The organism is Dactylosporangium maewongense (assembly GCF_039531485.1).
Taxonomy (GTDB): Bacteria; Actinomycetota; Actinomycetes; order Mycobacteriales; family Micromonosporaceae; genus Dactylosporangium; species Dactylosporangium maewongense.
In genome coordinates this window covers 57,693-76,811 of record NZ_BAAAQD010000026.1, presented here as the reverse complement: position 1 = coordinate 76,811, position 19,119 = coordinate 57,693, and the positions used below count along the sequence as shown (strand labels likewise).

Genomic DNA, 19,119 nt, shown 5'->3' with positions numbered 1-19,119 from the left:
TGCCGGAGATCCGGGGTTCAGCTGCAGGTGGAGCCGTTGAGCTTGAAGCCGGTGGGGGCGCCGGCGTTGCCGGTGTGGTTGGCCTGGTAGCCGATGGTGGCGGAGGCGCCCGGGGCGAGCGTGCCGTTGTAGCTGACGTTGGTCGCGGTCACCGTGCCGCTGGACGGGGAATAGGTCGCGCTCCAGCCGCCGGTGATGGTCTGCCCGGCGGGCAGAGTGAAGACCAGGTTCCAGCCGTTGATGGCGGTGCTGCCCGTGTTGGCGATCGTGATGTTGTTGGTCAGGCCGGTGTTCCACGCGCTGACCGCGTTCACGACCCGGCAGGTGCCGGCACCGCCCGGGCTGCTCTTCGAGGGCGAGGGCGACGGCGATCCGGGTGTCTTGGACGGCGACGGCGAGATGGGCGGGGTGGTGGGAGACGTGCCGCCGGCGGCGTTGATGATGGCGCTGACGATGCCCTGCTGGGTTACCGTGTTGGAGCTGCGGTTGAACAGGCCGAGCCCGTACTGGCCGTTGTATCCGTTGTCCCAGTAGGCGCTCGCCCCGCCGTACTTCTTCGCGGTGGCGACCACTGCCTTGGCGAAGTTCGCACGGTAGGTGTTGTTCGCCGCGTCGGCCGACGTCTTGTCGACCGAGCCGTACTCACCGACGAAGAACGGATATCCCTTGGTGACGAAGGTGTCATACATCTTCTTCAGCATCTGGTCCATGTAGTCTTCCTGACCCCAGGTCGACTTCTTGGCCGGGTTGGTCGCGGCCGCACCCCACTGCGTGATGTTGCCGTCCTCTTGACCCGCGAAGTCCCACGGGTCGTAGTAGTGCACGGAGATCATGAGTCGCTGCTCGCCGCTCGGGATGGAGGACGACCGATAGGTGTCGGTGGGCAGCGAGAAGCCGTAGTTGCCGGTCGTGTACTCGATGTTGGTGTTCCAGCCCGGGATGAGCAGCCAGCGCGAGGCGTTGGTGCCGCCGGTCCGCCGGACGGTGTCGACGAAGATCTGGTTGTAGGCGACGATGTTCGAGTAGCACGGCTGGGTGGGGTTGCCGTACTGCCCGTCGAACTCCTCGTTCATCGACTCGAAGATCAGGTGGTCGTTGTAGCTCGCGAACTTCGTCGCGACCTGCTGCCACACCTTCTGGTACTTGGCCTTGATCGTGGTCTGGTCCGACGCGTCGCAGACCAGCCAGGAGCCGGTCACGCTCTTGTAGCCGTCGCCGTGCATGTTGATCAGCACGTACAGGCCGGAGTTGTAGGCGTAGTTGACGACCTCCTGGATCCGGCTCAACCAGGCCGAGTCGACGGTGTAGTTCGGGGCGGCCCCGATCTTTCCCAGGTACGACACGGGGATGCGGATCGTCTTGAAGCCCGATGCCTTCACCCGGTCGATGAGAGCCTGGGTGATGACCGGATTGCCCCAGGCCGTCTCGCTGGGAATGCCATTGGCGTTGGCCTCCAGCTGGTTGCCGAGGTTCCACCCGGCGCCCATGTCGGCGACCAGTTGGGGAGCGGTCAGCTGCGCCGCGGCGTTGGCCGCGGTCGACCTCGCCACGCCGTACACGGCTCCGGTGAGGGCCAGGCCGGCGGCAAAGACTGCGAGCCCGGCCCTCCTAACTCTCGAACTCATGAGGCTTCCTCTCGTACGGTCTCGAGCGCCGGACGTGACGGCGTCTCCGGTCCGAACCTGGCGAGGAGTGTTGCCACGGCCGCGACGGGTGTCAATCGATGCGCTTCGACGAACATGTTCGTTAGGCCGCCGCAGGCCGCTGAACAGCGGTTTTCCGTCGAAGACCGCGAAACCGGCTCTGCATCTTTCGGAAATTGTCGATATCCTGGTTGCCTGACCAGCGGGCCGGCCGCCGCCACTCGCCGTCGCCGTGGTCAGCTGGCGCGAGGGTTCCAGCGGACCGTCCGGCGCCGCACTGACGTCCCGCGCAGTGGGGCACGAGCGGCAGGCGGCGCTCAGCGCCCGTCGATGTCGGGTGGCACCTCGATCGCGGCCCGGGAGGCGGCGGCGCACGGTGGCACGCTTGCCTCGGCGGCGACGATCTGTGGGTCGCGGGACGCCGGTGAGCGTAGGAGCGAAGGGTGGAACGCCGTTTCGCCGCCGCGGCCGAGGTTTCGATGCCGCTGACCATCGCGGCGCGGGGGCGGCTGTCGTCAGGTGGCCGGCCGGTCCACACCGACTCGGGTCGTTGCCCGACCTGCGGCGCGCCCTCAGGGACGGCGTAACACTCCGGCTCCGGACAGTGGTCCCGAACCACAACCGGGGCGCGGATTCGCGACTCAGCGCCGACCGACTGCACGCACATCGGCGGAGTCGGTCGTCCGTCGCTGGGAGGTGCCGCGCTGATCGCGGCCAGATCCGGATGTGCCGGCGCCGGGCCGGCGAGGCGACTCGTAGGATCCAGGACGTGTCCGATCTTGCTTCCCGGTTTGCCCAGCTCGCTGGCGAATACGGCGCCCGCAAGCGGGCGGCGACCGCGCTCGTCGAGCGCTGGGACTGGTACAGCTGGCCGGGCCTGGATCTGCGTCCGTTGCACTTCGAACGGGACCTGCTCAGGCCCGGCCGCAGGCTGGATACGCGACCGCCGGCGGACCGGGATGTCCTACGGATCGGTTTCGACGCCGAGGGCCGCGCGGTGGTGACCGAGGAGTACTCCGGCTTCCTGCGCGGCCGCCTGTACTACGAGACGTTCGTCCGCCACGGCAGCGACGTGGTGGAGGTGGCGCATTTCGACACGGACGGGCCCATCTACCTACACGAGTACCGGTTCGTGGGTGGGCTGATGCGCTCGGCTGACACCGTCGCGCGGCGCGGCTCGGGGCGAGAGTCGTATACGTACACCCATGGGCGGATCAGCCGTGTCGAGATCGAGCACGACGGTCGGCCACGTTCAACGCTGATGGCCGAACACGACGACGACGGCCTGGTCCGCCTCGTCGAGGTCATGGGCCACTGGTCCGAAGTGTGCTACGAGCGGCCGCCGGCCGGGTTCGACCTCGACGTGGCATGCCGGGCAATCGAGGACGCCCTGGTCGCGTTCATCCCGGACGCCGTGGCGCGCCTGACGGTCAACGGCCCCGCCGCCTGCGTCGCGCTGAGCTATCACCAGTCGCGCGCGCTGTCCGTCGAGGTCCACGCGTGCACCGCGGACGAGCGCGCCGCCCTGGCGGCGATCGACCCGCATGCCGCATGGTCGCCGGCCGACTTCGAGACCGGTACCGACCTCGACCTTGCCGAGGCGGGACCGGTGCGGCTGGTGTGGCAGGAGCTCGCCCTGCTCGATGCGGCCGACCCCGGCGCCGGATCCGAGATCGGGCGTCGACTGTTGTGTTCGGCGGCCGCTCGGCTCAACCTCCGCGACTGGTCGGCCACGCTGCCAGTCACCGACGACTTCGTGGTGTACGCGGTCGACCTTGAACTGGTCGACCTAGAGCGGAACCTAACCGACTGCCTGCCGCCCGACCGGCTCGCCTCCCTCCGCGCGCTCGGCCCGGCATGACCGACCTCAGGCCCGACCTGCGCATCCGCACATCGGCTACGAGCGAGCATCAGCGCGCCGAGCCGCTGCCACACAGTGTGACGATCTTCGTGTCATCTGCCGCGAGACCCGCGGAATGACCGGAAACGTGATCAAGCAGCCAAGAGGGCAGCAGTACGCGCCAGCCGGTTGGCGGTCGAGGACGAGAAGCCAAAAACTGATGACCCTGCTGGACTGGTTGTGTCCCGGCTGCGACGTACGTTGCTCGACGAGCCTCGCAGACCGTGTCGACACGCTGTGCGGTCTCTGCGCCGCTGCCGTGACCTGAAGGCAGTTGCCGGCCGACGCTCAGGAGATGATCGACGGCGCCATCCGCCGCGGCAACATACTGGGCATCCTGGCGATGCGGGAAGCCGATCCGCCCATCAAGCTTCCCCATGCGATGGACGTGCTCGAGTTCCGGTACCGCGCCGGCGTCCGCCGCGACGCCTCGTGCTGACAGCTGGTCGGGCCCACGATCGTCGACACGAGCGCGAAGCTGTCGGCCCTGCGCCCGCAGCGCGTTCGGCAACGAGCGCACCGCGGCTTCCGGAGGCCAAGGTGCGTGCCGAGCGGATCGCGGCCAGATGAGGATGCCGTCGCTCGATGAAGTCGGTCAGTGCGAGGATCGACGGCGTGTCGGAGGAGCAAATGCCGCCCGTGGTCCGAGAGGTGCTGGTCGACGAGGATGCCGTGCGATCGATCCGGCGCTGCCTGCGTTCCTGGCGCCGCCAGAGGACGCGCCCGCGTACCACGGGTTTCCGGTCGTCGCGGAGTCCGAGGTCGACGGGTGGCGGCTCGGCATGATCACCGGCTTCGGGGTCGAGGGCGACGGATACGTCATCGCACCCGACGACGGGCGTGCGGGGCTGGTCTGGACGGCCGAGGGAGCGGGGTACTTCCGGGCCGGGCATCCGCAGTTCTGCGATGAAGTGTGCGGGCCGGACGAGTACACATGGGGGGTGTTCTCGGTGGGCGTGAGGCTGCCGCTACGCGGCCCCGGCGACGCGCGTGCCTACCTGGCGGCGTTGGTACCGCAGCTGCGCCCGTTCTGGGCGGCGCGGACGGCGCGCCCGTTGGAGGCCGGTCAACTCGACCCGGCGTCCGACCCCCGGCCGAACGGGTTGCAGGCGGGGAAGCAGCCGTAGTCCTGCAGCGGCCGCGGCTCGTTGAGGATGACCTCCTATCGGGAGGATTCGTCGATGAGCCAGGTCGTCACGACGGTCGGCGTCGGGCTCATGCCATGTCCGTCGGCCGCCAGCCGCGCCTCGAGTCCGTTGATGCACACGAGCCTCTCATCATCGGTCCACCACCCCACCGAGAATCCGCTCGCCGAGTTCATCGGCCGTAGGCGTGGATGACGGGCACGTAGGGCGGTCAGGTAGGCATTGGCGTCCGGCGGTGTCTCCGTGGACAGGAGCCGCTGTTGGTGGGCGTGGTGGAGCAGGGCGTCGCACTCCAGAAAGTGATCGAGTGAGGGAAACGCCGGCGCGTCACGGTCCAGGAAGCCGAACCACACCGTTTCGTCGGGGCGCACAGATCCACTGCGGCAGCCGTCGGGCGTGGCGTCCATGACGGCGTACGCAAAGACGACGTTTCCATCGAGATCGACCTCGAATGTGGGCTCGAACAGGATCTCGGCTTGACGAAACACGCTGAAGTAGGTCAATCCCGAGTATCGATGCTGAATGCGCTGAAACGTGGCCAGGATGCCCTCATCGCTGTATCCGAGCACCGAACGCATCGCAGCCCGGCACTCGTCATCACTCGGCCCCGGCTCGAGCGGCGCCACCCGCGCGTGCATGGTCAGGAACTCCTGCGCACGCGCGCCCAGCGGTGATGGGGAGACAAGGACGTGCGCTTGCGACATCAGCCCATTGTTCCCGGTGACTGCCACCGTCACGATCGCGCACGTCAACGCGAGCGCGGCGCGCGCACCGACGTTTCCACATCTGGTCCGCCGACCCGCCGGTGAGCTCTCGGCGGACTACCGAGGCCCGCAACCGGTGACGCGGCACTGCTCGGCACCCTGACCGCCGCCTGCGTCGAACTGCTCACCGACCGCCGCACCCCGACTGAAACCCCGGTTCAGCGGAAGTGATGCGTGCGTCGCGCACGCCGAGCACCCAGCCGATCAGCTGAGACAGGGTTGGTGATTCACGGTGCCGCTAGCAGGACCGTCGCGCCTTGTCCGACGGGACAGGCGGGCCCGCTGCCGTGATGAGCGCTGGCCGGGCGCGCACCAACGGCGGCGAACATGCGCACCCGACCAGGTGGCGGAGATCAGTCCCGCCGCGCGGAAGTCGCGCAGTTCCTGATTGCGGATGCCTGCAGACGAAACGACCGGAGTGAGTACGGCTCAGACAAGGTCGCGCCAGAACTCGACGCTCGCTTCTGGCTCCCACGAGCCTTCACCTGGGCCGAGGCGACTGAACTTCCGGTCGATGTAGTCGGCGAGGTTCAACCCGTAGTAGATGATGTCGGTCTGCCAGATCGAAAGCACTGGGTGACCAAAGGTCCTCGGCTCACCAGGGAGATACCGGTGCCCGTACACCGGCACCATCTTCGGGACCTGCGCCAGCATCGACGTTGCTGTCGCCACGGCCGATGCGGTGCCGCTCGGGCGTGAACCCCAGCCGTCGTACCAGAAACCGTTGTGTTCGACGTCGAACAGCACTCCCTTGCGGGGCCAGTCCAGCAGGCTGCGCAGCTTGTCACGCTTCCCGTTACGCCAGTCGGGCCATGGCTCCGGATGCGTATGGATCACGCCCGGCTCGCGTGGCTGGGGCCGGGTGTTCACCGGAAGTCCTGCGGACAGGAAGCCGCGGTGGTCGGCGGCGAACCGGAACCCGAACTTCCGCTCGATCCGGTCAAGTTCCGAGTCCGTCAGTCCAGGGTCGACCACACAGACGGACCTGAGCCGTAACCGCCGCATCGCTTCCTGACCGAGACGGCGGCCATCACCCTGCTGAGCAGTCTCTACCGCCACGACCCGAGAGACTACCTCGTCGACGTGCCACGGAGCTGAGTCTTCGTCATCGCGCCGACGCGCGCACATCGGCTACTTGTTCCCGATCACGAGCAGCGCCGAAGCCCGGTCGCTGACCGTGACGGGCGCTGGTCCGTCGCTCCGCGCACGAACGGCGGCCAGATCCGCGCACTTGACCGTGACTGACTGGACGTCGGGGATGTGTCAGCAGGGTCTGCCCTTGCCGGATTGCGTCGTTCTGCGGCTTGCCCGAGCACCCGCGGAAGATCTGTTCGTCGCGCCCAGCGGGTCATCAGGTTAACGCCGGCAGCGCTCCCAGCATGCCGAGACCACGGGCTGCTCCGGCGCGCACCTGCGGCGCATCGTCGGCGAACAACGACAGCAGGGCATCGACCGCCATTGCCGAACGATCGGTACCGACAGCCAGGGTGCCGATCGTCTCGCCCAGTATCGACCGCACGCGTACGTCGGGATCCTGGATCAGCCGTGCCAGGTGCTCGACGGCAGCCGCGTCAGCAAACCAGCGCAGATGCAGGACCGCGGATTCCCGGGTCAAAGCGTCCGGATCGTGCACGGCGGACAGCACCAGCTCGTAGGCGCGTCGGTCACCCTTAAGGCTCGACAGCGCACCAAGCGCATCTTGACGGATTCTCGGGTCGGGATCGGCCAGCGCCTCTCGCAGCAGTTCGACATCGTTGGACTGGACAACATAACCGAGTGCCCATAGCCCGGCACTGCGCAGGTCGTGATGCCCGGTAGCGATGAACGACAGAATGATGGGACGGCAGGCCGCTGGGTCCGTCTCCATGATGTCGGCCAGCCATGCGCAGAAATTGTCGCGGTCGTCGCCGCGCAGGGGACGGGCGAAGGCGCGCAGCAGCAGCGGGAACGCGGCAACCCCGCGAAGGCCGGCCAGGATGTACACCATTAAATCCCGGCCGTACCAGTCGTCCTCGTCGAGATACCGTTCCAGCGCGGCCTGAACGGGCGGGACCAGCGAGCGGTCTCCGCTCATGGCCAGCGCATGCACTGACGGCCACGGGTCACCGTCCAGTGTCTCGACATGACGAAACACCTCAGCGAGCGTCATCTGCACGCCTCCCGAATACTCCGACAGAGGATCAACGCCTGACGTGAGGCGTTCACGCTGATCATGCCATCTGCGTGACCGCGCTCCGAGCCGGCGATGGCAGCGTGATGCCCCCGAACGCTGGTCAGGGCAGTGGCAGGACCGGACGCAGCGGTGTCTCGCCGACGAGGGAGCCGTCGTAGACGACTTCGGCCAGCGTCGGGTCGCGGTAGGCGGTGGCCAGCGTTACCCAGGACAGGAACGCTCCGGACCCGCCGCAGAGCGCGCTGCCACCGTCGCCGCCGCAGAGCACGGACGGGTCGGTCGTGAACTCCGCCCGGTACGGGTCGTCGCCGATGACGAGTCCGAAGAAGTTCGGCTGCTGGATCAGCGGCACGTCGCCGTACGGTTCGCCGTCGGGATACTCGTCACCCCATCGGAACAGCGTGGTCGCTCCCGCACCGCAGTCGTGCTCCCACTCGTCCGGCGTGGGCGGCCGCAGACCTCGCCAGGCCAGCCGCGCCATGACCGAGTCGTGGTCGTCGGTGCCGTCGTGTTCGGCGGTCAGCAGCGTGTCGGCGTCGACCGACCGGACGGCGACCAGCCGCGCCGGCAGTTTCCGCCCGGCGCGGCGGCGACAACGCCTCGGCCAGGAACCGGTGGATCGGCGCGGGCACCGAGTACAGGTCGACGGCCTCGGCGAAGTCGTCCAACTGGCGGCGGGTGGGCACGAAACGGTCGGGGTCGTGGCCGACGTGCACCGTTCCGCCCGGCACCAGGGCGAACCGGAAGCCGTCGCGCTCGAACAGCGCAACCCGACCGGCCCGCCCGGCATAGCTGCATGCCGCGACACTGAGCAATTCGGCGTCGACGTCGCGGGCGATGGCGGCCGCGGTCCGCTCGGCCGCGTCGGCTGACAGGGCCAGCCACGCGTCCACGGTCAGGTCAGCATGCGACACACGGGCATTATGCATGCGTGCCGCGCCCGCGAGGATGGCGGTGTGCTTCTCAGGAAGGCCGAACGCCGAGCGGGCTGAACTCCGGGGGCGCGACCGGGATGGTGGCCTGAAGCGTGGTGCCGCCGTTGGTGGGGCTGGTGATGGTCAGTTGTCCGCCCAGCGCTTCGACTCGGTCCCGCAGTGCGGTGAGGCCGGATCCGTGACCGGGGTCGGCGCCGCCGACACCGTCGTCGCGGATGGATACGCGCAGGGTGCCGTCCTGGGTGGCCGCCCGCAGGTGCACGACGGTGGCGTGGGCGTGTTTGGCCGAGTTCGTCAGCGCCTCGGAGACGACGTGGTAGGCGGCGATCTCGACGACTGGCGGCAGGCGCCCGTCGGCGTGGGTGTCCAGTTCGACCGGTACCGGCGACTTGCGGGCGAGCGACCTGATCGCGGGCTGTAGCCCGCCCGCGGCGAGCAGCGTCGGATGGATGCCCCGCGAGATCTCTCGCATGTTGTCCACGACGTTGTTCAGGCCGTGTACGGCGCTCGAAAGCTCCGCTCTGGTCTGCTCCAGCTCGGGCGGCAGGCCGGCCTGCACCAGGCCCAGCCGCAGCCCGATGCCGATGGCCTGCTGCAGTGCGCTGTCGTGCAGGTCGCGCTCGATCCGCTGGCGCGCCTGGTCCGCGGCGGCGACCAGACGGGCGCGCGATGCGACGAGTTCGGCCCGGCTGTCGGCGTTGGCGATCGCGGTGGCGGCGAGGTCCACGAAGTTCGCGACGCGCTGCTCCGTGCCGGGTGGCAGTGGACTGGGCCGGTTCGACGCGACGGCGGCCACGCCCCACAGCTGCCCTTGGACAATGATCGGGACCCCGACCGCGGAGCGGATGCCCAGCTCTCGTGCCAGCGCGGCGGCTGGGCCGATGGCACCCTCGAAGCTGTCCATCCGGGCGGCCCGGCCCGTGTCCCATACCAGTGCCAGGACGTTCTGGCCCTCGGACGACCAGTGCGTCTGCTCGGGCTGCAGATCGGCGAGGCTGGCCGACACGACGGTGACCATGCCCTCGGCCTCGTAGCGAAGCAGCCACGTCGTGTACTGATCCTGCAGGGTGTTCTTGGCCAGGAGCCGGTGCAGCTCCGTGGTGATCGCCTCGAAGACCTCGGGTGGCTGGCCGCCTCGCGCCACGAGCGTCGCCACCCGCCGCAACGCGGCCTGCTCGGTGGCCAGCCGGCGCAGTTGCTTCCGGCTCGCCTTCAACGAGTCCACCATGGCCACGCGTTCGTGCCCGGCCTGCAGCAGGGACGCGAGCGACGGCGCGACGCGCTCCCGCAGGCGCTGTACGGTCGGCTCAGGCACCCCGCGCGGCACGCGGAGGGTGCCCAGCGAGGTGGCGCCGACACGCAGTGGAAACGCCCAGTATCGGTCGTCGCCGGCGACGGTGCCGCGATCGATGACGGCATCCGGCAGCTCAAGCGTCTCCGCGATGCGTTGCGCGACCTTGGGCAGGACGCCGGGAAGGTCGTTCGCGTGTAGCAGCAGCCGGGCCATGTCGGCGGTGAGGTCGGACTCCTCCGCCTGCACGATCCGCAGCCGGAACACGTTCGCGATGACGCTCGTGGCCATCGCGACGACGAAGAAGGCCAACACCTCGGCCAGCTGCTGCGCGTTCGAGACGGCGATCCTGCCGAAGGGCGGGACGTGGAAGACCACGAAGGCGAGCGAACTCGCCACCGCTGTGACGATGCCCAGCCACATCCCCCACACCATCGCGGCTACCAGCACGCCGATGATGTAGATGATGCCCGGGGACAGCGGTGTCACGATCGATCGCAGCGGGTAGAGCAGAACCGTCTCCACCGCGATCATCAGAGCGGCGACGGTGATCCCGACCGCGCGGGACGGGGGTGCCAGCCGCACCAGCCGTGACCGCGAACCGACGCGCACCCTCCAAACCTAGCTCGACTCACTCGCTCCAGCTCACCGCCGGTGTCGGTGCCGGGTGGCCGATCTACCCGTGTGCGCCGGGCCAACCGGCACAACCGTGGCGCCGCGGATGTACTGGTTGAGCCGGAACGACGCTGCCGCGACGACCGCCCCGATCGGGCCGACGCGCGACCGGCCGCGTGGAGCCCCGATACACGGCGCTGGTCTCGTGCCTCAGGTCGAGGTCTGCAGGATCTGGCGGATCTGTCGCCGAAGAAGGTCCGAGGCCGTTCGCGTCCAGCGTTCGCGGACGCGCACCCGGTGGTGGAAGTCGGCGTCGGCGATGGCGCTGAGCGACCGGGCGAGCGCCTCGATGTCGGTGTCGGGGCGCAGTAGGCCGGCTGTGACGAGGTGCCGCAGGCGTTCGGCCAGGATGGTTTCGAAGCGGTCGCTGATCTGCTGGTAGGACGTGCGCACCTCGGCCGACGCGGTGAACGACGCCGCGATCAGCTGCCGCCACAGTTGAGGGGGTCCGAACGACTCGTCGATGCGGTTGTACCCCTCGACGAACCGGGTCATCGCGGTGGCCGCGTCGTCACCCGCCCGCACCGTGATCTTCGCAAGCCGGACCTCGACGTCGGACCACTCATGCTCGAACAGCGCGACGAGAAGGTCGTTCTTGGAGACGAAGTAGTTGTAGATCGTGGCGGGGGAGACCACGGCGCGCCCGGCGATCTCCTCGATCGTCGTCATGTCGACCCCGCGCTCCGCGAACAGCTGACGCGCCGCATCCAGCACGGCGAGCCGGCGCAACTGCTTCTGCCTCTCGCGCAGGCCAGCTTCTTCCATGCCCATCCTGTCGAATCGAAACGAACTCGCGGCCGAGTAAATCCTTCGGTCGCAACGGAACATTGACTGTAGTTGAGAGGAGATTTAGAGTCCACTCCACGACTCGACCCGTGGAGGTGTGCCGACGGTGACTGATCTCCAGAGCGTGCTCATCGACCTCGACCAACGTCACGACGTCCACCTCGACGAGCTCGACCGGTACGTCTCGATTCCTTCGGTCAGCTCCGAGGACCGGGGCATGCGTGAAGCGGCCGAGCACATCCGCGGCCGCGCGGCTGCCTGGGGCCTCGAGACGGCGCTGCTGGAGACCGGCGGTCAGCCCGCCTTGCTGCTGCGCGGGCCGCGGGTCGACGACGCGCCCCGCGTGCTGATCTACGGTCACTACGACGTGCAGCCCGCGGGCAGCGCCGGCGACTGGCTGTTCGATCCGTTCAGGACGACGGTGCACGGCGGTCGCGTCTACGGTCGCGGCACCGCCGACAACAAGGGTCAGCATCTCGCCCACCTCCTGGCCATCGAGTCATGGATCCGTCTTCATGGCTCGCCGCCCTGCAACGTCACCCTGCTGCTGGACGGTGAGGAGGAGGTCGGCAGCCCGAACCTCGCCGATCTGGTCCGCCGCAACGCGGAACTCCTTGCCTGCGATCTCGTCGTCTGGAGCGACGGCCCGGTGCACGAGAGCGGACGCGCGACGATGAACTTCGGGGTGCGCGGAATCGTCCAGTTCGAGCTGATCGCGCATGGCGCGGCCATCGACCTGCACTCGGGGAACTGGGGCGGGGTCGGGCCGAATCCCGCCTGGGAGCTGGTGCACCTGCTCGCGTCGATGAAGAACGCCCATGGGCTGGTCACGATCGACGGCTTCACCGACGACGTGACACCCCTCAGCGCCGCCGAGGCACGCGCGCTCGAAGCCCTGCCCGTCGACGACGAACAGCTTGCCGCCCTCGGCATCGGCCGCTGGGACGAACCCGCCGAGCGGCCGTTCTACGACCGTCTCGCGGCACATCCGACCCTCACGATCAGCCGGTTCGAGACCGGCGCCTCGGGCGGGGACCGCGCGGTGATCCCGGCCATGGCGCGAGCCGTCTGCGACGTCCGGCTGGTCGACGCGATGACGGTCGACACCACGTACGAACGCATCGCCGACCACGTGCGGCGCCACGCCCCTGATGTGCGCTGCACGCTGCGCGCGGCGATGGAGCCGTCCCGCACGGACCTCGACTCGGCGTTCGTCGAACCGATCCGACGGGCATTGCGACTCGTGCACGGCGAGGATCCGTACCTCGTGCCGGCCATGGGCGGCAGCCTTCCGGACTACGTGTTCACGAAGATCCTCGGCGTGCCGTCGATCGGCGTGCCGTTCGCCAACGCCGACGAGGCCAACCACGCTCCCAACGAGAACATCGAGCTGCATCGGTACCTGTCGGCGCCGAAGATCGCCGCGGCGCTGCTGTCCGAGCTGTCGAGGGTGAGGGTCCGATGACCGGCGACTGGCGGCAGGGCTTCCTCGCGCCCCGCCTCAGGTGGGTACAGGTGGCGAAGGCCACGCGGTCGCGGGGGCTTGCGGCGCTGCAGGACGAGCACGGGCTCGAGCTCGCGGCGTGCGACTTCACCACCGGGGAGGTCCGCCGGATCGGCGTGCCCACCGACGGGTTCATCGACTCGGCGTGGGTCGCCGCCGACGCGACCTCCGCGTTCTTCCTCGCCGACGACGGAGGCAACGAGCTCGGGCACGTCCATCGCGTGCTGCCCGGCGACCCGAGCGTGATCGAGGACATGACGCCGGGCCTGCCCGACTACACGCTGCGCGGTGCGGACGTGAGCGCGGACGGCGAAACGCTCGTGCTCGACATCGTCACCGACGAGGGCTACGACCTGGTCTGTCTCCCCGCCCGTGGCACGCCCGCGACCTCGCCCCGGCGCGTCGTCCGCACCGTGCACGAGGCGTGGAACTGCCGGATCTCGGCCGACGGCACGGTCGCCACGCTCGACACCACCGACCACGCGCCCGGCACCCGGCGTTTCGCCGTCACCGCGTACGACACCGTGACCGGCGCGGTCGTCGGACGCCTCATGCTGCCGTCGCCCGGCGCGGCCACCGCCGTCTGCTGCTCGCCGCACCCGGGCGATCAGCGGGTGCTTGTCGCGACGCAGCGAGCCGGCGACCGGTCGGGCGTCCTCATCTGGGATCCCGTCAGCGACACCACCGTCGAGCTCCTCGAGGAGACCACGGCGACGGTGGTCCCGCTCGACTGGTCACCGGACGGGCGCCACGTCCTGCTCTGCCTCGAACTGCTCGCCGCCCAGTGGCTCGAGCGCGTCGACGTCCTGACCGGCGAACGGGAGCGACTCGACCTCCCGGCCGGCAGTTTCCGCTCGCCATACCTGCGCACGTCACAGTTCGGCACTGACGGCACGGTGCTCGCGTCCCACGAGCACGGAATGTCCCCGCTCACGCTGATCGCCTGGCACGCGCCGTCCCGGCACCGGGTGGTGCTCGGTGGAGACGGTTCGCCGGACCGCGCCGGTTTCGAGCACGTCGTGTTCCCGTCGAGCGACGGTACGCAGATCCAGGGATGGCTCGCCCGCCCGACCGGCACCGGCCCGTTCCCGGCGGTCGTGCACTGTCACGGCGGCCCGCACATCTGCGTCGCCGACGAGTTCACACCCGCCGCCCAAGCCTGGGTCGACCACGGCTTCGCCTTTCTCACGGTGAACTATCGCGGCTCGTCAGGGCGGGGCCGCGCGTTCGAGGAGCAGATCCACGGAGACGTCGGCCGCTGGGAGCTCGAAGACCTCGCCGCCGCGCACAGGTGGCTCGTCGACGAGGGAATCTCGGCCGCCGGTCAGATCCTCATCAACGGCGAGTCCTACGGCGGGTTCCTCGTGCTCTATGCGCTCGGACGGCAACCGGAGCTGTGGGCCGCGGGCATCGGGGAGGTCGTCCTCGCCGACTGGGAGCTGACCCACCACGACAGCCCGCTGGCGATGCGGCGCCTCGACGAGATGCTCTTCGGCGGGCCGCCCGAGACCCACGGCGACCTCTACCGTGAGCGTTCCCCGCTCACGTACGTCGACGAGGTCCGCGCACCGATCCTGTTGTGGCAGGGCAGCAGCGACACCCGCACGCCTCCGGGACAGGTCGTTGTGTACGCCGAACGGCTCGCCGCTCGCAACCACCCGTGCGAGCTGCACTGGTTCGAAGGCGGCCACGGGTTCGGCGACGAGGGCGGGCACCTCGCGCACCTCGAACGAGCGATCGCCTTCGCCCGGACCGCCGTCGGCGGCTGAGCGAGAAGCCGGGTCAGCGGCCCGTCAGCCGGGCGGGGACCCGGTCACGGGCGAACACCTCCGCCGGGGTCTCGGCCCGGCGGATCACCTCGACGAGATTACCGCTGACCAGCACCGTCGCGGGCCGGGGAAACGCGTTGAAGTTCGTCGTCTGCGTCTCGACGTAGGCGCCGGTGTTGAGCAGCGCGACGAGATCGCCGGGCGCGACGTCCTCCGGCACGGTGACGCCGGCGGCGATGATGTCGAACCCGCAGCTGGATCCGGTCAGGTCGGCCGGCACGCACGGGGCCGCCGACCCGCGACCGGCGAGGACGAAGGGATAGCGGGCGTGCTCCAGCACCACATCGGCGAGGAACTGTTCCGTCGTGTCCAGCTCCACCCACCGCCGATCGGGACGCTCGGGTGAACGCCGGACGCTGACCACCCGCGTCAGGTGGACGCCGGCCGGCCCGTAGACGGCCCGTCCGGGCTCCAGTTGGAGCGCGACGCCTTTGCTGTCGAAGCCGTGTTGCCGCAGGCCGGCACGCAGGGCCTGTGCGATGACCTGTGTGTACCGCTCCGGCGACGGCGGCTCCGGCGCGGCTCCGCGACCCGCGATCGCTTGTCCGACGGGACTGCCGCGCTCCGCGTATCCACCGCCGAGGTCGATCTCCGCCGGCCGCCAACCGCCGCAGACGGCTGAGATCCGCGCGATCTGGCGAACATGATCGCTGACCACGCCGGACCAGGTCGACAGGCTCGTGGTGTGCCGGCCGAGGTGTACATGGGTCCCGACAAGGCGCACGCTGCCCGAGTCCACGATCGAACGCGCCGCCCGTTCGGCGTCCGCCAGGGCGAAACCTGGGCGGTACGCCGCGGCGAGCCCGGCGATGGACTCGCCACGGTCGGAGAAGTCGCTCGGCCCGGCGAGCGTTTCGCCGCCCGGACGAAGCCGCAACCGCACGAGGGTCGGCCGGCTCCCGCTGCTGGTCAGTGCCAGGACCGTTGCGACCTCGCCGGGACTGTCGAGCGTGATCCGCACGCCACGCTCGATCGCCAGCCGGATCGCCGCCTCGGACTTGTTGGTGCCGTTGAGCGACACGCGGGCGTGGTCGTGACGTGCGTCGACGTGGGCGACCAAGACCGGTAGCAGGGGTTGGCGGACGCGGGTGCGGTCGGCGGTGCGTTCGTTGATCCTGCGGCGGCGGTCGCCGACGCCGCGTAGCCCGTGCGGTGGGATCGGGCATGGCGCGACCCAGGGACCCCTGATGCCCGCCAAGTCAAAAGCCGTGCTCTCGTGGGTACCAACCTATCGCTTGATTGGTAGGCTCAGAAGCCGTGCTGGCTCCCTGATTCGCGCCGGGGAGTCGCCTCACTACGCAAGGAGACCTCACGATGAAGGTGCTCGTGGTTGGTGGAACCGGCATGATCGGGGTCCACACTGCCCTCTACCTGCGAGATCGGGGAGACGACGTCACCGTCGCCGCCCGAGGGGCGGTCGATGCGGACTCGCCCGTCGCCGGCCTGCCCGTCTTGCGCGGGGACTACACCCGCCAGACCTTCACCCGGGAGGAGCTCGCCCCCTTCGACGCGGTCGTCTTCGCCGCCGGGCAGGACGTGCGCCACCTGCCCCGCGACGTCGACGAGACGCAGTTCTGGCAGGAGACCCAGAGTGTGGGCGTGCCGGCCTTCGCCGCGCTCGCCAAGCGCGCGGGCGTCTCCCGCTTCGTCCAGGTCGGCAGCTACTACCACCACCTGCGACCCGACCTGGCCGACTCGAACGCCTACGTCGCGGCCCGCCGCGCCGCCGACGAGGGCGCCCGGGCGCTGGCCGACGACTCCTTCACGGTCTGCGCTCTCAACCCGCCCTCGATCATCGGTGCCATCCCCGGCGTCACGGCCAAGCGGTACCGCCGCATGGTGTCCTGGGCGGCCGGCAACGAGCCGCAGATCCCCGACCACGCACCGGCCGGCGGCACGAACTACCTGTCGGCCCGGTCCCTGGCCGAGGCGATCGGCGGCGCGCTCGACCGCGGCGCGGCCGGCGCGGCGTACCTCGTCGGTGACGCCAACCTCACGTTCGCGCAGTTCTTCCAGTTGCTCGTCGACGCGGCCGGGGGCAACCGCACCATCGCCGAACTCGACGAGCCGCACCCCTTCATGCCCGACTCGATGATCGTCCAGGGCCGCGGCAACGTCCTTGCCTACGAACCCGATCCGGCCGAGACCGCGCTGCTCGGCTACACCCGCGGCGACTGCGAGCGGGCCGTCGCCGAACTCGTCCAGGTCGTGCGCGCGGCGACCGCCCCTGCGGCGTGAGCAGGCTCGACGCGGCCGACCTCGCCGCGCTGCGGGCGTTGTCGGAGACGTATGCCGCGGCCGCCGACGATCGTGACGCGGCCGCGGTCGGCGCGCTTTTCGTCCCGGACGGCGTCCTCGTCGTCCCCGACCCGCCGGCCCACCTCGCTCCCCACGTGTCCCACGTCGGCCGCCCCGCTGTCGTGGCCGCGCTCGGGGCACTCGCCGGCACCCTGGCCACGACCCACGTCGTGGCCGGGGCGCGCTACCTTCCGACGCCGGCCGGGGCCCGTGGCCGGGTCCGCGGCACGGCCCACCACCTGCTGCCCGGTCGCGAAGGGCACTCGGACCTCGTCTGGTTCCTGCACTACGACGACGAGTACGCGCGCACCGACGAAGGATGGGCCTTCACGCGCCGTGCGGTGACCATCAACTGGATCGAACGCCACCGGGTCTCCGTGACCAGGGCCGACGAGGAAGGAGCCGGCAGATGAGCGCCAGCCGCAGGCTCGAGGACCAGATCGCGGTCGTCACCGGCGGTGCCCTCGGCATCGGCGGCGGCATCTCCCGCCGTCTCGCCGCCGCGGGTGCCCACGTCGTCCTCGTCGACATCGACGCCGAGGCCGCCGCCGACACCGCCGCCGACATCCGCGGCACCGGCGGCAAGGTCGAGATCCTCCTCGCCGACGTGCGCACCGCTGACGGTGTCGCCGCCGCGGTCGCCGCCGCTTCGGCCCTCGACTCGGGGCGGGTCGACGTGCTCGTCAACAACGTCGGCGACTTCCGCCCAGCCGCCAAGACCTTCCTGCACTCGACCCCGCAGCAGTGGCAGGCGCTCTACGAGATCAACCTGTGGCACGTGCTCGCGATGACCCATGCGCTGCTGCCCGGCATGGTCGAGCGAGGCCGTGGTGCCATCATCAACAACTCGACCGTCGAGGCCTTCCGGGGTATCCCGGCGTGCGCCCCGTACTCCGCCTACAACGCCGGGGTCAGCGCCTTCACCAAGAGCCTCGCTGTGGAGGTCGCCGGGCACGGGGTGCGGGTCAACGCGATCGCGCCCGACCTCGCCGACACGCCGCAGACGCCGGCGGCGGCGATGCTGCGCGGCCGTGACCCGGAGCTCATCCGCACGTGGATCCCCGTCGGACGCTTCGGTGCGCCCGACGACTACGCCGCCGTCGTGGAGTTCCTCGCCAGTGACGACGCCCGTTTCGTCACCGGGCACACGATCCCCGTCGACGGAGGGACCCTGGCCGCCTCGGGCTGGTACGCGCGGGTGGACCGCAAGGGCTGGTCGAACATGCCCAACGAGGCCTGATCGTGGGTGCGCCCGGACCCACGCAGGAGTCCGGGCGCACGGGGCCGTGCTCAGTCGCGGCGGTCGAGGCCGAAGAGATCAGCTGCCGCCGCGAGCTGGTCGAGGTACTCAGCCAGCTCGCGGTGCCGCACGACGAGGTTGACCACGGTCGCCCCCGCCTCGCCGATCCGGCCGATGAGGTCCAGCGCGGCCTCCGGGCGGCCGATCGGGTCGAGACGGGCCGGAGGCGTGATGACGACGTCGAACCCGTCCGGCAGGTCGTGCTCGGCGAGCATCCGCGGCAAGGTCTCCAGGTCCGGACCGCGATACGTCACCGGGGCCGGTGCCCACCCGTCGGCCAGGGTGACCGCGCGGCGCAGCGCTCGCTTGCTGTGACCCCCGACCCAGATCGGGACCTTCTCCTGCACCGCGTGCGGGCTGATGACCTGCTCGGTGAAGTCGTAGTACTCCCCGTGGTAGGTCGCGAGCCGCACCGACAGCGACGCCCGCAGGGCCCGCAGGGCGTCGTCCGCCCGTGCTCCGCGATCGGCGAAGGGGCGAGCGAGCAGCGCGAACTCCTCCTCGAGGTTGCCGACGCCCACGCCAAGGATGACCCGCCCCCCGCTGAGGTGGTCCAGGGTGCCGTACCGCTTGGCCAGCTCGAGCGGATGGTGCAGCCCGAGCACGAGCACGTACGGCAGGAAGCGGATCCGCTCGGTGATCGCCGCGAGGTAGGAGAACGTCGCGACCGGGTCGTAGAAGCGCTCACCCCGGGCCAACCCCGGTGGCACGCTGACGTGCTCCGGGCAGGTGAAGAACTCGAACCCGAGCCGGTCGGCGGTCGTGAAGACCTCCCGCAGCTCGGCGACCCCGGCCTCGGCCTCCCATGCGGGGCGGGGCCCGGAGTCGGCCAGGACCGGGGAGCTGAGGCCGATGCGCACGACGCTCATGCCGTCA

The 19,119-nt window shown here is 69.9% G+C and carries 18 protein-coding genes; 9 read left to right on the top strand and 9 right to left on the bottom strand.

Features of this window, described 5'->3' with window-relative positions:
• Positions 1–17 precede the first annotated feature (17 nt).
• Positions 18–1,625: a cellulase family glycosylhydrolase gene (locus tag ABD332_RS46005; protein WP_344510929.1), complete on the bottom strand. Its 1,608-nt coding sequence runs from the start codon at positions 1,623–1,625 to the stop codon at positions 18–20.
• Between the two features lie 787 nt (positions 1,626–2,412).
• Between ABD332_RS46005 and ABD332_RS46000 the strand changes: the two genes are divergently transcribed.
• From ABD332_RS46000 to ABD332_RS45990, 3 genes are all read left to right on the top strand, one after another.
• A complete protein-coding gene (locus tag ABD332_RS46000; RefSeq protein WP_344510927.1) occupies positions 2,413–3,504 on the top strand; it encodes a hypothetical protein in 1,092 nt (363 codons plus the stop codon).
• A gap of 334 nt (positions 3,505–3,838) precedes the next feature.
• Positions 3,839–3,982, top strand: a complete 144-nt coding sequence (locus ABD332_RS45995; RefSeq protein WP_344510925.1) for a hypothetical protein — start codon at positions 3,839–3,841, stop codon at positions 3,980–3,982.
• Positions 3,983–4,325: 343 nt separating this feature from the next.
• Positions 4,326–4,670 (top strand): hypothetical protein, encoded by a 345-nt coding sequence (locus tag ABD332_RS45990; RefSeq protein ID WP_344510923.1) that lies wholly within the window; start codon positions 4,326–4,328, stop codon positions 4,668–4,670.
• A 35-nt stretch (positions 4,671–4,705) separates the two neighbouring features.
• Here the strand turns inward: ABD332_RS45990 and ABD332_RS45985 are convergent, their stop codons facing one another.
• From ABD332_RS45985 to ABD332_RS45970, 4 genes are all read right to left on the bottom strand, one after another.
• A complete protein-coding gene (locus tag ABD332_RS45985) occupies positions 4,706–5,425 on the bottom strand; it encodes a hypothetical protein (protein ID WP_344510921.1) in 720 nt (239 codons plus the stop codon).
• Between the two features lie 456 nt (positions 5,426–5,881).
• Positions 5,882–6,511, bottom strand: coding sequence for a hypothetical protein (locus ABD332_RS45980; RefSeq protein WP_344510919.1), 630 nt, complete (start codon positions 6,509–6,511; stop codon positions 5,882–5,884).
• 292 nt (positions 6,512–6,803) lie between these two features.
• Positions 6,804–7,601 carry a HEAT repeat domain-containing protein gene (locus tag ABD332_RS45975; RefSeq protein WP_344510917.1) on the bottom strand — a complete coding sequence of 266 codons (798 nt, stop codon included), beginning with the start codon at positions 7,599–7,601 and terminating at the stop codon, positions 6,804–6,806.
• Positions 7,602–7,725: 124 nt separating this feature from the next.
• On the bottom strand, positions 7,726–8,106 hold the full coding sequence (locus ABD332_RS45970) for a hypothetical protein (protein ID WP_344510915.1): 381 nt from the start codon (positions 8,104–8,106) through the stop codon (positions 7,726–7,728).
• Here ABD332_RS45970 and ABD332_RS45965 point away from each other — a divergent pair.
• Positions 8,105–8,497, top strand: coding sequence for a hypothetical protein (locus ABD332_RS45965; protein ID WP_344510913.1), 393 nt, complete (start codon positions 8,105–8,107; stop codon positions 8,495–8,497). The two genes, ABD332_RS45970 and ABD332_RS45965, sit on opposite strands and share 2 nt — an antisense overlap.
• A 91-nt stretch (positions 8,498–8,588) precedes the next feature.
• Here the strand turns inward: ABD332_RS45965 and ABD332_RS45960 are convergent, their stop codons facing one another.
• Positions 8,589–10,463 (bottom strand): GAF domain-containing sensor histidine kinase, encoded by a 1,875-nt coding sequence (locus tag ABD332_RS45960; RefSeq protein WP_344510911.1) that lies wholly within the window; start codon positions 10,461–10,463, stop codon positions 8,589–8,591.
• A gap of 213 nt (positions 10,464–10,676) precedes the next feature.
• The gene (locus tag ABD332_RS45955; protein ID WP_344510909.1) at positions 10,677–11,291 is read right to left on the bottom strand and encodes a TetR/AcrR family transcriptional regulator; all 615 of its coding nucleotides are present in this window, start codon (positions 11,289–11,291) and stop codon (positions 10,677–10,679) included.
• A gap of 127 nt (positions 11,292–11,418) precedes the next feature.
• On the opposite strand from ABD332_RS45955, the gene ABD332_RS45950 reads away from it, so the two are divergent.
• Both ABD332_RS45950 and ABD332_RS45945 read left to right on the top strand, forming a co-directional pair.
• Positions 11,419–12,777, top strand: a complete 1,359-nt coding sequence (locus ABD332_RS45950) for a M20/M25/M40 family metallo-hydrolase (protein ID WP_344510907.1) — start codon at positions 11,419–11,421, stop codon at positions 12,775–12,777.
• On the top strand, positions 12,774–14,585 hold the full coding sequence (locus ABD332_RS45945) for a S9 family peptidase (protein ID WP_344510905.1): 1,812 nt from the start codon (positions 12,774–12,776) through the stop codon (positions 14,583–14,585). Before ABD332_RS45950 ends, ABD332_RS45945 begins: the two co-directional genes overlap by 4 nt.
• A 13-nt stretch (positions 14,586–14,598) precedes the next feature.
• Here ABD332_RS45945 and ABD332_RS45940 read toward each other — a convergent pair whose 3' ends face one another.
• On the bottom strand, positions 14,599–15,705 hold the full coding sequence (locus tag ABD332_RS45940) for a diaminopimelate decarboxylase family protein (protein WP_344510903.1): 1,107 nt from the start codon (positions 15,703–15,705) through the stop codon (positions 14,599–14,601).
• Between the two features lie 254 nt (positions 15,706–15,959).
• Between ABD332_RS45940 and ABD332_RS45935 the strand changes: the two genes are divergently transcribed.
• Genes ABD332_RS45935 through ABD332_RS45925 form a run of 3 tightly spaced genes read left to right on the top strand, consistent with a single transcriptional unit; the run spans position 15,960 to position 18,183 of the window.
• Positions 15,960–16,883, top strand: coding sequence for an NAD-dependent epimerase/dehydratase family protein (locus tag ABD332_RS45935; protein WP_344510901.1), 924 nt, complete (start codon positions 15,960–15,962; stop codon positions 16,881–16,883).
• Positions 16,880–17,356, top strand: a complete 477-nt coding sequence (locus ABD332_RS45930) for a nuclear transport factor 2 family protein (protein WP_344510899.1) — start codon at positions 16,880–16,882, stop codon at positions 17,354–17,356. The genes ABD332_RS45935 and ABD332_RS45930 overlap by 4 nt, the downstream gene beginning before the upstream one ends.
• Entirely contained in the window at positions 17,353–18,183 is an 831-nt protein-coding gene (locus ABD332_RS45925) for an SDR family NAD(P)-dependent oxidoreductase (RefSeq protein ID WP_344510897.1), read from the top strand. Before ABD332_RS45930 ends, ABD332_RS45925 begins: the two co-directional genes overlap by 4 nt.
• A 50-nt stretch (positions 18,184–18,233) precedes the next feature.
• Here ABD332_RS45925 and ABD332_RS45920 read toward each other — a convergent pair whose 3' ends face one another.
• A complete protein-coding gene (locus tag ABD332_RS45920) occupies positions 18,234–19,112 on the bottom strand; it encodes a TIGR03619 family F420-dependent LLM class oxidoreductase (RefSeq protein ID WP_344510895.1) in 879 nt (292 codons plus the stop codon).
• Positions 19,113–19,119 lie beyond the last annotated feature (7 nt).